The organism is Klebsiella sp. 1SOBk10mer, from assembly GCF_046602535.1.
Lineage (GTDB): Bacteria > Pseudomonadota > Gammaproteobacteria > Enterobacterales > Enterobacteriaceae > Klebsiella > Klebsiella quasipneumoniae.
Map to the genome: position 1 here is coordinate 808,152 of NZ_JBKIUP010000001.1, position 13,026 is coordinate 821,177.

Consider the following 13,026-nt stretch of genomic DNA (forward strand, 5'->3'; position numbering starts at 1 on the left):
CCGCAGCGGGTTTTTGTGCTCGGCTCGATTAATGTTCGAACATAGCAGAGATTGATTCTTCATTGCTGATACGGCGAATAGCTTCAGCCAGCATACCGGAGAGCGTCAGAGTACGCACTTTATCCAGCGCTTTAATTTCTGGTGCCAGCGGAATGGTATCGCAGACGACAAATTCATCGATCACTGAGTTTTTGATGTTCTGGATTGCGTTGCCGGAGAAGATTGGGTGCGTCGCGTAAGCGAATACGCGTTTCGCGCCGCGCTCTTTCAGCGCTTCTGCCGCTTTACACAGGGTGCCGCCGGTGTCGATCATATCGTCGACCATCACGCAGTCACGACCAGCGACGTCGCCGATGATATGCATCACCTGGGAGACGTTGGCGCGCGGACGACGCTTGTCGATGATGGCCATATCGGTATCGTTCAGCAGTTTAGCGATAGCGCGAGCACGAACTACGCCGCCGATGTCTGGAGAAACCACGATCGGGTTGTCCAGGTTCAGCTGCAGCATATCTTCCAGCAGGATTGGGCTGCCGAACACGTTATCAACTGGCACATCGAAGAAGCCCTGGATCTGTTCTGCGTGCAGGTCAACGGTCAGCACGCGGTCAACGCCGACGCTGGACAGGAAATCCGCCACCACTTTCGCGGTGATTGGCACACGAGCAGAACGAACACGACGGTCCTGACGAGCATAACCGAAGTAAGGGATAACGGCGGTGATACGACCTGCCGAAGCACGACGCAGAGCATCAACCATAACAACCAGTTCCATCAGGTTGTCATTGGTGGGAGCACAAGTGGACTGGATGATGAAAATATCACCACCGCGTACGTTTTCATTGATTTGTACGCTGACTTCGCCGTCGCTAAAACGACCTACAGCGGCGTCGCCAAGAGAAGTGTACAGGCGGTTGGCAATACGTTGTGCTAGTTCCGGGGTGGCGTTACCAGCAAAAAGCTTCATATCAGGCACGAGAAGAACCTCAGGCATGCGTCCAGTGGTGGATGAATGGGCCAATAATGTGCGGGCTGGCGCCATTCGATCCAGTCGGTGTATTTAAAGAGCACGATGCAACGTCTGGAACAGGGTGACGTTGTCACCGTAACTCAATTTCCCCGGCTGACTCATGATCGTTGCGCCATCACAGCGCAGGAATCAGAGCAGGGCCTGCTTGAGCGGCGAAAGATTGACTCCGCGCGCCACAAAGCCATTTAGCCATGCCGGGGCAGTGTCCAGCACCTGACGGGCAGCGGATTCGGTGTTAAATTCAGCAAACACACAGGCCCCTGTGCCGGTCAGGCGTGACGGCGCATATTCTAACAGCCAGGAAAGCGCGGCATCAACCTCGCGAAAACGTTTTCTTGCGATAAGCTCGCAATCGTTGCTGAATTCGCAATTTAATAACGTATTAATTGACCGGCGCGGGGTATTTCGTGGTAGCTCCGGGTCGCGAAAAATGATCGGCGTCGGAATACTGACGCCTGGATGAGCCACCAGGTACCATTTTTCCTCGGGCTCCACCGGCGTGAGAATTTCACCCACTCCCTCGGCAAAGGCGGCATGGCCGCGCACGAAGACCGGCACATCGGCCCCCAGCTGCAGACCAAGGGTCGCCAGCTCATCTTCCGAAAGCCCGCAGCCCCAGAGATGGTTAAGCGCCACCAGCACGGTGGCGGCATTGGACGAGCCGCCCCCCAGGCCGCCGCCCATCGGCAGGCGTTTATCGATACTGATATCGGCGCCGCTGCCCGCCGGCAGGCGGCCGCTTTCGCCGGCGGCGCGCATCAACAGACGCGCGGCGCGAATAATCAGATTTTCTTCATCCGGTACACCGGCCACCGGCGTAAGCAAACGCAGTTCGCCGTCAGCGCGCGGTTCGATGGTCAGCGTATCGCCATAGTCGAGGAACTGAAACAGCGTCTGCAGGGTGTGGTAACCATCGGCCCGCTGGCCGGTGATATATAAGAACAGATTCAGTTTTGCAGGTGAGGGCCAGCGGCTCATCATTTCACGATCCAGTTATCCATCTTCAGCTTGATGCGCTGGGCGCCATTGTTTAGCTCGACATTAGACGGCAGGGCTGGCTGGGTATCGGTGGTGTAGCCGCCGTAGGTGACCTGCCAGGTTTTGCCGTTTTGCGTGTAGTTCAGTTCGCGCAGACGGTACCGATCGTCCAGCGAATAGTCGGTGGCGTCACCCGGCAGGCCGATGATCCACTGGCGCAGGCTGTTCAGCGGGATCGGCATCCCGGTCAGGCGGCCAATCATCTCTTCGGCATCGGTGGCGGTATAGGTCTGGCCTTTGTTGTCGATCAGCTGCACGCTGCCCGGCTGGGCGGTCAGCGACAGCTCGGTGCTGCCCAGCGGGTTAGTTAGCAGCAGGCGATAGCGGTCCTGACCGGTTTGCTGCCAGAAGAAGCGGGCATAGACTTTTTGCTCGTCGGAGAGATAGGCAAACGCCCCGCGGGTCTGGAACTGGTTGAGGCTGCGAACAGCCTGCTGGTGCTGGCGCCACTGCGGCGAATCCGGGCTTTTGCCAGGCCCCTGGGGGGTATGAACAGAACAAGCGGTCAGGACGAGGCTGGCCAGCGGCAGCAGGCGGAACAGTCGATTCATAATGATGACAAATCCTTGATGTCTACAGTGAAATCCGGCGGCAGGGGAACAGCGGGCCGATTTGTGTAGCAGGTTACATTTATAACCCTTAATGCTAGCGTCGCCGGGCGATAGCGTCTACGTTCAAGTTGTCTGAAATCAAAAAATTAACCTTAATGGCGGTCTTGCTTTGGCTATTACTCCAAAAGGGGAGCCTCTCTTTTATTGATTACGCGCATCCTGTATGATGCACTCAGACTAACCTTAGCAACGCTGGTACTACTCCCTCACAATGACCCTTTTAGCTCTTGGCATCAATCACAAAACAGCTCCGGTCGCCCTGCGAGAACGCGTCACGTTTTCGCCGGAAACGCTCGATAAGGCGCTGGAGAGCTTGCTGGCACAGCCGATGGTGCAGGGTGGAGTGGTGCTGTCGACCTGCAACCGCACGGAACTCTATCTCAGCGTCGAAGAGCAGGATAACCTGCAGGAAGCGCTGATCCGCTGGCTGTGCAATTACCACGGCCTCAATGAAGAAGACCTGCGTAAAAGCCTCTACTGGCACCAGGATAACGACGCCGTCAGCCATCTGATGCGCGTCGCCAGCGGCCTTGATTCGCTGGTGCTGGGCGAACCGCAGATCCTCGGCCAGGTGAAAAAAGCCTTCGCCGATTCCAGCCGCGGCCACCTCAACGTGAGCGAACTGGAGCGGATGTTCCAGAAATCGTTCTCGGTGGCCAAGCGCGTGCGTACCGAAACCGATATCGGCGCCAGCGCCGTTTCCGTCGCCTTCGCCGCCTGTACCCTGGCGCGGCAAATCTTTGAATCCTTGTCGAGCGTGACGGTGCTGCTGGTCGGCGCCGGTGAAACCATCGAACTGGTGGCGCGTCATCTTCGCGAACATCACGTGCGCAAAATGGTGATCGCCAACCGCACTCGTGAACGCGCCCAGGCGCTAGCGGAAGAAGTGGGCGCCGAGGTGATTGCCCTTAGCGATATCGACGAACGGCTGAAAGAGGCCGACATCATTATCAGCTCCACCGCTAGTCCGCTGCCGATCATCGGCAAAGGCATGGTGGAGCGCGCGCTCAAGGCGCGGCGTAACCAGCCGATGCTGCTGGTGGATATCGCCGTCCCGCGCGACATCGAACCGGAGGTCGGTAAACTGGCTAACGCCTACCTCTACAGCGTCGACGATCTGCAAAACATCATTCAGCATAACCTGGCGCAGCGTAAGGCAGCGGCGGTGCAGGCGGAATCGATCGTCGAGCAGGAGACCAGCGAATTTATGGCCTGGCTGCGCGCGCAGAGCGCCAGCGAGACCATTCGTGAGTACCGTTCGCAGTCTGAGCAGGTCCGTGAGGAGCTGACGGCGAAGGCGCTGGCCGCGCTGGAGCAGGGCGGCGATGCCCAGGAAATTATGCAGGATCTGGCGCGTAAGCTCACCAACCGCCTGATCCACGCGCCAACCAAATCTCTTCAGCAGGCCGCCCGTGACGGGGACGACGAACGCCTGCATATTCTGCGCAACAGCCTCGGGCTGGAATAGCGCACCTTTCTCTTATTTTCAGGACAGGGTGAATTCACGCCTATGAAGTCTTCTATTGTTGCCAAACTGGAAGCGTTGTACGAGCGCCACGAAGAAGTGCAGGCGCTGCTCGGCGATGCCGCGACGATTGCCGATCAGGATAAATTCCGCGCGCTGTCGCGGGAGTATGCTCAACTGAGCGATGTGGCGCGCTGCTATACCGACTGGCGTCAGGTGCAGGAGGATATTGAAACCGCACAGATGATGCTCGACGATCCGGAAATGCGCGAAATGGCGCAGGAAGAGCTGCGGGACGCCAAAGATAAAGGCGAACAGCTGGAGCAACAGCTGCAGGTCCTGCTCCTGCCGAAAGATCCCGATGACGAGCGTAACGCCTTCGTGGAAGTACGCGCCGGGACCGGCGGCGACGAAGCGGCGCTGTTTGCCGGCGATCTGTTCCGCATGTACACCCGTTACGCGGAATCGCGCCGCTGGCAGGTGGAGATCCTCAGCGCCAACGAAGGTGAACACGGCGGCTTTAAAGAGGTGATCGCCAAGATCAGCGGCGACGGCGTCTACGGCCGGCTCAAATTTGAATCCGGCGGTCATCGCGTGCAGCGCGTGCCGGCCACCGAGTCGCAGGGGCGTATCCACACCTCCGCCTGTACGGTGGCGGTGATGCCGGAGCTGCCGGAGGCGGAAATGCCGGATATCAACCCGGCGGATCTGCGCATCGATACCTTCCGCTCCTCCGGCGCGGGCGGGCAGCACGTTAACACCACCGACTCGGCGATCCGTATTACCCACCTGCCCACCGGCATCGTGGTGGAGTGTCAGGACGAACGTTCTCAGCATAAAAACAAAGCCAAGGCGCTGTCGGTGCTGGGTGCGCGGATCCGCGCCGCCGAAGTGGCCAAGCGTCAGCAGGCGGAAGCCTCCACGCGCCGCAACCTGCTGGGCAGCGGCGACCGCAGCGATCGCAACCGTACCTACAACTTCCCACAGGGCCGCGTGACCGACCACCGCATCAACCTGACCCTTTACCGTCTGGATGAGGCGATGGAGGGCAAACTCGACATGCTGATTGAGCCGATTGTCCAGGAACACCAGGCCGATCAGCTGGCGGCGCTGTCCGAGCAGGAATGATGACCTTTCAGGCCTGGCTGCAGCAGGCAATCGCCCGCCTGGCGGAGAGCGACAGTCCGCGACGCGACGCCGAGATCCTGCTGGGACACGTCACCGGCCGGGCGCGCACCTGGATCCTGGCCTTCGGCGAAACGACGCTCTCCGCTGACGAGGCGACGACGCTGGAGGCGCTCCTGCAGCGACGCCAGCGCGGGGAGCCCATCGCCCATCTGGTCGGGCAGCGGGAGTTCTGGTCGCTGCCGCTGTTTGTCTCCCCGGCGACGCTGATCCCCCGCCCGGATACCGAATGTCTGGTAGAGCAGGCGCTGGCGCGTCTGCCCGTCGCGCCGTGCCGTATTCTCGACCTCGGCACCGGGACCGGCGCCATTGCCCTGGCGCTGGCCAGCGAGCGTCCGGACTGTGAGATCACCGCGGTGGACGTCATGCCGGACGCCGTGGCGCTGGCGTTGCGTAATGCCGCCCATCTGGGCATCGCTAACGTGACGATACGGCAAAGCGACTGGTTTGCCGCGCTGGCCGGGCAGCGTTTCGCCATGATCGTCAGCAATCCCCCCTATATCGACGCGGCAGACCCGCATCTCGCCGAGGGCGATGTGCGCTTTGAGCCGCTAACGGCGCTGGTGGCGGGCGATGAGGGGCTGGCCGATCTGGCGCAGATTATCCGCGAGGGGCGGCAGTATCTGCAGCCCGGCGGCTGGATGCTGCTGGAGCATGGCTGGACCCAGGGCGAAGCGGTGCGCGCGCTGTTCCGCGAAGCGGGCTATCTGGACGTCGCGACCTGTCGCGACTATGGCGACAATGAGCGTCTGACCCTCGGACGTTTACCCGACATGGAGAACGTTGGCTGATGAACTTATTCACGGCTGTCCTCTATCTGCACATCGCCAGCGTGGTGGTGTCGGTAGGATTGTTCGTTTTACGTTACTGGTGGATGTATCACCAGAGCCCGCTGCTGAACCAGCGGTGGGTGCGAATTGCGCCGCACTGCAGCGATACGCTGCTGTTTCTCAGCGGTGCGGGATTAATGGCGATAACGCACTACCTGCCGTTCACAGAAGACGGCGCATGGCTGACTGAAAAGCTGTTTGGCGTTATCATTTATATCGCATTAGGTTTTATCGCGCTGGGCCGTCGTCGTCCGCGCAGCCAGCAGAGCCGCTTTATCGCGTTCCTGCTGGCGCTGGTGGTGTTGTTTATCATCATTCAACTCGCCATCACAAGAATACCGATACTGGGGTAGGTCATGGGGTCATTAGCGGATTTCGAATTTAACAAAGCGCCATTGTGTGATGGCATGGTCCTCATTTCTGAACAGGTTCGCGACGATTTTCCGACGCGTTTTGTCGAGGAAGAGCTGCAGCGGCTGCTGCGCCTCGCGCAGGAGGAGATTGCGCCTTCGTGGGACCAGGAACGCCAGATAGAACGCCTGCTGGCGCTGTTTTACGAGGAGTGGGGCTTTGGCGCCTCGCAGGGCGTTTATCGTCTTTCCGACGCGCTTTGGCTGGATAAAGTGCTGGTCAACCGTCAGGGGAGCGCGGTGTCGTTAGGCGCGATCCTGCTGTGGATCGCCCAGCGTCTGGGGCTGCCGGTGGTGCCGGTGATCTTCCCGACCCAGATGCTGCTGCGCGCGGACCCGGAAACCAGCGAAGAGATGTGGCTGATTAATCCGTTCAATGGCGAAACCCTCGACGAACATACTCTGGAGGTATGGCTGAAGGGCAACATCGGGCCGGTGGCGGAACTGTTTAATGAAGATCTCGACGAAGCGGATAACGCCGAGGTGATCCGCAAGCTGCTGGACACCCTGAAGTCGGCGCTGATGGAAGAGCGGCAGATGGAGCTGGCCCTGCGCGCCAGCGAAGCGCTGCTGCAGTTTAACCCGGAAGACCCGTATGAGATCCGCGACCGCGGGCTGATATATGCCCAGCTGGATTGCGATCACGTGGCGCTGCTGGACCTGAGCTATTTTGTCGAGCAATGTCCGGAGGATCCGATTAGCGAGATGATCCGCGCACAAATCAACACGATTTCGCACAAACAAATTACATTGCATTAGTCTGGAACCATTCCGGTTACACCCTGATAAGGCGAACTTATGAAACAAAAAGTGGTTAGCATTGGTGATATCAACGTAGCGAACGACCTGCCGTTCGTGCTGTTCGGCGGGATGAACGTGCTGGAGTCACGCGACCTGGCGATGCGTATCTGCGAACATTACGTCACCGTTACGCAGAAGCTCGGCATCCCCTACGTCTTCAAAGCCTCCTTTGATAAAGCCAACCGTTCCTCCATCCACTCCTATCGTGGGCCGGGTCTGGAAGAAGGGATGAAGATTTTTCAGGAGCTGAAGCAGACCTTTGGCGTGAAAATCATCACCGACGTTCATGAAGCCAGCCAGGCGCAGCCGGTGGCTGACGTCGTGGACGTGATCCAGCTTCCCGCCTTCCTCGCGCGCCAGACGGACCTGGTGGAAGCGATGGCCAAAACCGGGGCGGTGATCAACGTCAAGAAACCGCAGTTCGTCAGCCCGGGCCAGATGGGCAACATCGTCGATAAGTTCATCGAGGGTGGTAACGACAAAGTGATCCTCTGCGACCGCGGCGCTAACTTCGGTTACGACAACCTGGTCGTGGATATGCTTGGCTTCGGCGTGATGAAGAAAGCCTCCAACAACTCACCGGTTATCTTCGACGTCACCCACGCGCTGCAGTGCCGCGACCCGTTTGGCGCTGCCTCCGGCGGTCGCCGTGCGCAGGTGAGCGAGCTGGCCCGCGCCGGTATGGCGGTAGGTATCGCCGGTCTGTTTATCGAAGCGCATCCGGATCCGGACCACGCGAAATGCGACGGCCCTTCCGCGCTGCCGCTGGATAAACTGGAGCCGTTCCTCAAGCAGATGAAAGCGATTGACGATCTGGTGAAAAGCTTCGACGAGCTGGATACCAGCAAGTAAGCCTGACCTCATCAGTTAAAAAGCCTGCCGGCGTCAAAACCGGCAGGCTTTTTTTTCGCCCGGACTCCGCCGGGCGGGGAAGCGAGGTCAGGCGAAAATGGTCATCAGGTAGGCGGCGAAAAGCGCCAGATGGGCCGCGCCGTTCAGCACATTGGTGCGTCCGGTGGAGAAGGAGATATGGCACAGCACCAGCGAGGCGACCATCACCACCATTTCCGGCGCGCCAAGGCCAAAGCGCAGCTCATTGCCGGTCAGGAAGGCGATGAGGGTGACTACCGGGACCGTCAGTGAGATGGTGGCCAGCACGGAGCCGAAGAACAGGTTCATCGCCCGCTGTACCTGATTGTTGAGCACCGCTTTGAGCGCGCCAAGGCCTTCCGGCGACAGGATCAGCAGGGCTACCAGGAAGCCGGTAAAGGCCACCGGGGCGTTCATGCTGGTCAACAGCGTTTCCAGCGGGTTGGCGTTCATTTTCGTGACGGCGATAACCGCCACCAGGTGCACCAGCAGCCAGGCGGTATGCCACCCGCTGCTGTGGGCGGACGGTTTACCGTGGTGCGGGTCGTCATCGTCGCCGTCGTCTTCATGCTCATAAACAAACAGACTCTGATGGGTTTTGGTCTGAATAAGCAGGAAAACACCGTACATGGCCGCCGAAATCACCGCCACCAGCAGCGATTGCCCGGTGCTAAAGTTCGCGCCCGGCAGCGCCATGGGAAACACCAGCACGATAATCGCCAGCGGAAACAGGGCGATAAGATACTGCTTAATGCCGAACAGATTCATATATTGGGTGGCGAATTTACGCCCGCCCAGCAGCAGGGAAAAACCGACCAGACCGCCGGTGACGATCATAATGATGGAGTAGAGCGTGTCACGCATCAGGGTCGGCGCGGCGTCGCCGGTGGCCATTAACGCCGAGATCAGACTGACCTCAAGGATAACCACCGACAGGCTGAGGATCAGGGAGCCATAGGGTTCGCCCAGGCGGTGGGCAAGAACGTCGGCGTGGCGGACCACGCTGAAGGCGCTGCTTAAAATACCGACCAGCGCGAGGATGTTAATCGCGATAACCACTGGCAGTGACTGGCTGCTGCCCCAGAAAAACAGCACCGCCAGCGCTAGCACCGGAAAGACGAGGGAGGACTCCTTATGGCGGGTTTTTACCGCCTCATGTGCATGGGTCATGAACCATCTCCATTTATGCAGGTGTTATAATTATAAAAACGCAGGGCGATAAAGTAACAGATTTTGCTAAATTGCCGCTGGATTTTTACTTAAATTTACGGGTGTCGAGAGATATCTTGATTAGTTTATTATAATTTGCGATTACTCTATTTTTATTATTAATATTCAGATAATTACTAAAATTCATTTTTAACTCATCATCGGCTTGATAGCCTGCCGCCTGCGTTCCAGACTTAAACTTTATGCTCAAACAGGAGGCCATAATGCCCTATCACAGTAAACAAGAGCTACCCGACAGCGTTAAGCATGTTCTGCCTGCCCATGCGCAGGAAATTTATAAAGAAGCGTTTAACAGCGCCTGGGATCAATATAAGGATAAAGACGACCGGCGCGATGACGCCAGCCGCGAAGAGACGGCACACAAAGTCGCCTGGGCGGCGGTGAAGAACAGCTACGAGAAAGGCGATGACGATAAGTGGCATAAGAAAAAATAATTGCTGACGCCGCTTTTACGCTTGCCAGCGCCCCGCTGATTGCTTATTGAAAGATAAAGCTGGATAATATTTCAGCAATATTGACGGATGCATGAGACGAACGCCGGGAAGCGGGCAGTGGCGGAGGTAGTAAACAGTGTTAACTCGTGATTTCTTGATGAATGCGGATTGTAAGACAGCGTTTGGCGCTATTGAGGAATCGCTACTCTGGTCGGCAGAACAACGCGCAGCCTCGCTGGCGGCGACGCTGGCCTGCCGCCCGGATGATGGCTCAGTATGGATCTTTGGCTACGGTTCGCTTATCTGGAACCCGGCGCTCAATTATCGCGAGTCCTGCACCGGCACGCTGCCGGGCTGGCACCGCGCGTTTTGCCTGCGGTTGACCGCCGGGCGCGGAAGCGCCTGCCAGCCGGGACGCATGCTGGCTCTGAAAGAGGGCGGCCGGACTACCGGCGTCGCTTATCGTCTGCCGGACGACACGCTGGAAGAAGAGCTGACTCTGCTGTGGAAACGAGAGATGATCACCGGCTGCTATCTGCCCACCTGGTGCAAGCTGGAGCTGGACGACGGGCGAACGGTAAATGCTTTGGTGTTTATTATGGATCCGCGTCATCCGCTGTTTGAGCCGGATACCAGCGCCCAGGTCATCGCTCCGCTGATCGCCCGGGCCAGCGGGCCGCTCGGGACCAACGCCCAGTACCTGTTTTCGCTGGAACAGGCGTTAAGTAAGCTCGGGATGCACGACGCCAGTCTTGATGATCTGGTGGCCAGCGTCCGCGCGCTGTTGGGCGAGAGCCCGACGCCAGGCCTGGCCTGAGCGTGCGGAAAAGAAAAACGCCCGGCATGGCCGGGCGGGTGTTCTGTCAGTGGCGGTCAGGCTGGCACGTAGCTGATGGAGTGCTCCAGTGACTGGCTGTGACTGTCGATAAGCACGTTCCAGGTGCCGCTGTAGGGCACCGTCAGATAGGCGCTGTCCCGATCCTGCACGCTCAGGATATCCGCATGGCTGTCGCCAGGGACCTTCGCGCTCATCAGATGAATATGGCAGCGCTCTGAGCACCGCACCACCAGCGTGTCACCGCCAAACAACGTCAAACTTGCTTTTACCATCGCCATTTTTGTACCCCGTTTCTGTCCTGCTACAGCATCCTGCCCACCCAGTCCTCGCGTGATATTGTTCACACTTTGCTCTGTGCATCACACCAAACGGCGCGGGTCGGGATGCTGATTTTGATCAAAAAAAGGGATAAAGATTAAACAAAAATGACGTTGTTCCTGAAAGCATTCAGCTAACGTTTTTTTCGCCTCTTCAGGTGGCGAAACCTGATATTTCCTGCCGTTCGGCACCCCAGATTCAGAAGGTCAGCACTTTATCTGCCGCCAGGGTCCACTGGGCCAGCTCAACGAGAGTGCCAACCTCCACCCCGTCAACCAACGGCAGTGCGCTGACCCCGCGGCCGTCCGCGCAGGTTTTGCACAGCTTCACGGGAACCTGCTGGGCGGTGAGGATCTCCAGCATCTGCTGCACATTATACCCTTCCGCCGGCTTCTGCCCGCGCAGCCCGGCGGTGACCGCGTCGGACATCAGAAACAGCTTGAGATCGAGGTCGGACTGCTGTTCGCGCAGGGCAATGGCCAGGCGCAGGCTGTTGAACAGGGATTCACTGCCGTAGGCGGCGCCGTTGGCGATAATCACAATACGTTGCATACAAACTCCTTCTTAAAGGCACGGTTATTGCTTTACCGCAGTATAAAGCGTTAACCCGGAGGAGGGGTATGAATAATACGACTGGTCACGCGGACGAGGCGACGGCCTGGCTGCAGCTGGCGCGCCGCCTGCAAAAACAACAGCTTCAGCAACTAGCCCGGCTGGGCGAGCTGGCAAGTCAGCTCAGCGCGCTGGTGCATATGCTGCAGTGCGAGCGCGGGGCGTCGAATATTTTTCTTTGCTCGGGCGGCCAGCTGTACGCGGCGGAGTGTCGGGCGGGTGGGGCGCTGGTTGATGAGCGGCTGGCCTTGTTCTATGCCGCCCTCGAACGGGCGCGCGCGGTCGCCGGCAGCGCGCTGTGCTGGCGCATCGCCCGGGCGGTAGGCGATCTGGCGCAGCTCCCGGCGCTGCGTGAGCAGGTCAGCCGTCGGCAGGTAGCCGCTGAAGCCGCGACGGAGCAGTTCAGCCGTATTATCCGCCATCTGCTGAATATCGTCCCGCAGCTCAATGACAGTATTGACGACCCGCCGGTAGCCGGGCGTATGGTCGCCCTGTACAGCTTTATGCAGGGAAAAGAGCTGGTGGGTCAGGAGCGCGCGCTGGGAGCATTGGGCTTTACCCGCGGCGAGTTCAGCGACAGCCTGCGCCAGCAGCTGGTGGACCGTATTGACGGTCAGCAGCCCTGCTTCGACAGCTTCCTGGCGCTGGGCAGCCCGGCGACCGTCCAGCTGTTTACTACCCAGTGTCAGGCCGGTCTGGACATAGAGCAGCTGCGGCGGATCGCCTGCACCCGCCAGCCGGCGGCAGACGGTGGGGAAACGGCGCTGCGCTGGTTCGGCCTGCAGACCCAGCGGCTTGAGCAGCTGCGCGAAGTGGAAGAGCAACTGATCGACGATCTGCTGGACGCCACCGACGCGCTGTTAGAAGACGACGCGCCTGGCTGGCTGGCCGGGGAGGAGAGCGACAGCGTGACGCCGCGGCTGGATAAACAGCTGCTGCCGCTGGTGCGCCAGCAGGCCTATGAGCTGCAGCAGCTCTCCAGTCAGCTGGCTTCGCTGAAAGACGCACTCGAGGAACGCAAGCTGATCGAAAAAGCGAAAAGCCTGCTGATGACACACCAGGGGATGCCGGAGGAGCAGGCCTGGCAGACGCTGCGCAAGATGGCCATGGACAAGAATCAGCGGATGGTTGAGATAGCCCGCGCGCTGCTGATGGTGAAGGCGATCTGGCCAGTAACTCCAAAGGAGTAGATGCACAACCGATGGGCATTTGCTGCCTGTCGGCGGTGCACTTTTGCCTGACAAACCGACCCGGGCGAAAGGAAAAGCCCGCCCGTGCGCCATTGCCAAAGCTGGCATCCCCTTTGCATTAATTATAGTGAGTGAATAAAAGTCCGGGCGACGAACCAATGGCG

15 protein-coding genes are annotated in these 13,026 nt (G+C 59.0%); 9 read left to right on the top strand and 6 right to left on the bottom strand.

What is annotated here, in order from left to right; all coding sequences use genetic code 11:
* Window positions 1-28: 28 nt before the first annotated feature.
* The 3 genes from prs to lolB all read right to left on the bottom strand — a co-directional run bounded on the left by prs (window position 29) and on the right by lolB (window position 2,619).
* On the bottom strand, window positions 29-976 hold the full coding sequence (gene prs / locus ACLH1I_RS03870) for a ribose-phosphate diphosphokinase (protein ID WP_002910407.1): 948 nt from the start codon (window positions 974-976) through the stop codon (window positions 29-31).
* A 183-nt stretch (window positions 977-1,159) separates the two neighbouring features.
* Window positions 1,160-2,008, bottom strand: a complete 849-nt coding sequence (gene ispE, locus ACLH1I_RS03875; protein ID WP_072140567.1) for a 4-(cytidine 5'-diphospho)-2-C-methyl-D-erythritol kinase — start codon at window positions 2,006-2,008, stop codon at window positions 1,160-1,162.
* Complete coding sequence (lolB, locus tag ACLH1I_RS03880; protein WP_151385250.1) at window positions 2,008-2,619, bottom strand: lipoprotein insertase outer membrane protein LolB; 612 nt, start codon at window positions 2,617-2,619, stop codon at window positions 2,008-2,010. Before lolB ends, ispE begins: the two co-directional genes overlap by 1 nt.
* A gap of 271 nt (window positions 2,620-2,890) precedes the next feature.
* Here lolB and hemA point away from each other — a divergent pair, with 271 nt between their 5' ends.
* From hemA to kdsA, 6 genes are read left to right on the top strand one after another with little or no spacing between them, the layout of a single operon-like run.
* Entirely contained in the window at window positions 2,891-4,147 is a 1,257-nt protein-coding gene (gene hemA / locus ACLH1I_RS03885; protein ID WP_151385249.1) for a glutamyl-tRNA reductase, read from the top strand.
* A gap of 42 nt (window positions 4,148-4,189) precedes the next feature.
* Window positions 4,190-5,272 carry a peptide chain release factor 1 gene (prfA, locus tag ACLH1I_RS03890; RefSeq protein WP_004203214.1) on the top strand — a complete coding sequence of 361 codons (1,083 nt, stop codon included), beginning with the start codon at window positions 4,190-4,192 and terminating at the stop codon, window positions 5,270-5,272.
* Complete coding sequence (gene prmC / locus ACLH1I_RS03895; RefSeq protein ID WP_017899848.1) at window positions 5,272-6,120, top strand: peptide chain release factor N(5)-glutamine methyltransferase; 849 nt, start codon at window positions 5,272-5,274, stop codon at window positions 6,118-6,120. Before prfA ends, prmC begins: the two co-directional genes overlap by 1 nt.
* Window positions 6,120-6,512, top strand: coding sequence for an invasion regulator SirB2 (gene sirB2 / locus ACLH1I_RS03900; RefSeq protein ID WP_008804389.1), 393 nt, complete (start codon window positions 6,120-6,122; stop codon window positions 6,510-6,512). The genes prmC and sirB2 overlap by 1 nt, the downstream gene beginning before the upstream one ends.
* 3 nt (window positions 6,513-6,515) lie before the next feature.
* Window positions 6,516-7,328, top strand: coding sequence for an invasion regulator SirB1 (sirB1, locus tag ACLH1I_RS03905; RefSeq protein WP_017899847.1), 813 nt, complete (start codon window positions 6,516-6,518; stop codon window positions 7,326-7,328).
* Between the two features lie 39 nt (window positions 7,329-7,367).
* Window positions 7,368-8,222 (top strand): 3-deoxy-8-phosphooctulonate synthase, encoded by an 855-nt coding sequence (kdsA, locus tag ACLH1I_RS03910; protein ID WP_002910393.1) that lies wholly within the window; start codon window positions 7,368-7,370, stop codon window positions 8,220-8,222.
* An 87-nt stretch (window positions 8,223-8,309) separates the two neighbouring features.
* On the opposite strand, the gene chaA is transcribed toward kdsA, so the two are convergent.
* A complete protein-coding gene (gene chaA / locus ACLH1I_RS03915; RefSeq protein ID WP_004203207.1) occupies window positions 8,310-9,410 on the bottom strand; it encodes a sodium-potassium/proton antiporter ChaA in 1,101 nt (366 codons plus the stop codon).
* Between the two features lie 263 nt (window positions 9,411-9,673).
* Here chaA and chaB point away from each other — a divergent pair, with 263 nt between their 5' ends.
* Window positions 9,674-9,904 (top strand): putative cation transport regulator ChaB, encoded by a 231-nt coding sequence (gene chaB, locus ACLH1I_RS03920; protein ID WP_004203206.1) that lies wholly within the window; start codon window positions 9,674-9,676, stop codon window positions 9,902-9,904.
* A gap of 136 nt (window positions 9,905-10,040) precedes the next feature.
* Window positions 10,041-10,721: a gamma-glutamylcyclotransferase gene (locus ACLH1I_RS03925; protein WP_004203203.1), complete on the top strand. Its 681-nt coding sequence runs from the start codon at window positions 10,041-10,043 to the stop codon at window positions 10,719-10,721.
* A 56-nt stretch (window positions 10,722-10,777) separates the two neighbouring features.
* Here the strand turns inward: ACLH1I_RS03925 and ACLH1I_RS03930 are convergent, their stop codons facing one another.
* Complete coding sequence (locus ACLH1I_RS03930; protein WP_002910387.1) at window positions 10,778-11,020, bottom strand: DUF1883 domain-containing protein; 243 nt, start codon at window positions 11,018-11,020, stop codon at window positions 10,778-10,780.
* A 238-nt stretch (window positions 11,021-11,258) separates the two neighbouring features.
* A complete protein-coding gene (locus ACLH1I_RS03935) occupies window positions 11,259-11,612 on the bottom strand; it encodes a DsrE/DsrF/TusD sulfur relay family protein (protein ID WP_002910380.1) in 354 nt (117 codons plus the stop codon).
* Between the two features lie 68 nt (window positions 11,613-11,680).
* On the opposite strand from ACLH1I_RS03935, the gene nasR reads away from it, so the two are divergent.
* Window positions 11,681-12,862, top strand: coding sequence for a nitrate regulatory protein NasR (gene nasR, locus ACLH1I_RS03940; RefSeq protein WP_017899845.1), 1,182 nt, complete (start codon window positions 11,681-11,683; stop codon window positions 12,860-12,862).
* Window positions 12,863-13,026: the final 164 nt, after the last annotated feature.

Bases quoted from the DNA above. Each gene is read 5' to 3' on its own strand.
- ispE (WP_072140567.1), bottom strand. From the start codon at position 2,008: ATGAGCCGCTGGCCCTCACCTGCAAAACTGAATCTGTTCTTATATATC.
- lolB (WP_151385250.1), bottom strand. From the start codon at position 2,619: ATGAATCGACTGTTCCGCCTGCTGCCGCTGGCCAGCCTCGTCCTGACC.
- hemA (WP_151385249.1), top strand. From the start codon at position 2,891: ATGACCCTTTTAGCTCTTGGCATCAATCACAAAACAGCTCCGGTCGCC.
- prfA (WP_004203214.1), top strand. From the start codon at position 4,190: ATGAAGTCTTCTATTGTTGCCAAACTGGAAGCGTTGTACGAGCGCCAC.
- prmC (WP_017899848.1), top strand. From the start codon at position 5,272: ATGACCTTTCAGGCCTGGCTGCAGCAGGCAATCGCCCGCCTGGCGGAG.
- sirB2 (WP_008804389.1), top strand. From the start codon at position 6,120: ATGAACTTATTCACGGCTGTCCTCTATCTGCACATCGCCAGCGTGGTG.
- sirB1 (WP_017899847.1), top strand. From the start codon at position 6,516: ATGGGGTCATTAGCGGATTTCGAATTTAACAAAGCGCCATTGTGTGAT.
- kdsA (WP_002910393.1), top strand. From the start codon at position 7,368: ATGAAACAAAAAGTGGTTAGCATTGGTGATATCAACGTAGCGAACGAC.
- chaA (WP_004203207.1), bottom strand. From the start codon at position 9,410: ATGACCCATGCACATGAGGCGGTAAAAACCCGCCATAAGGAGTCCTCC.
- chaB (WP_004203206.1), top strand. From the start codon at position 9,674: ATGCCCTATCACAGTAAACAAGAGCTACCCGACAGCGTTAAGCATGTT.
- ACLH1I_RS03930 (WP_002910387.1), bottom strand. From the start codon at position 11,020: ATGGCGATGGTAAAAGCAAGTTTGACGTTGTTTGGCGGTGACACGCTG.
- ACLH1I_RS03935 (WP_002910380.1), bottom strand. From the start codon at position 11,612: ATGCAACGTATTGTGATTATCGCCAACGGCGCCGCCTACGGCAGTGAA.
- nasR (WP_017899845.1), top strand. From the start codon at position 11,681: ATGAATAATACGACTGGTCACGCGGACGAGGCGACGGCCTGGCTGCAG.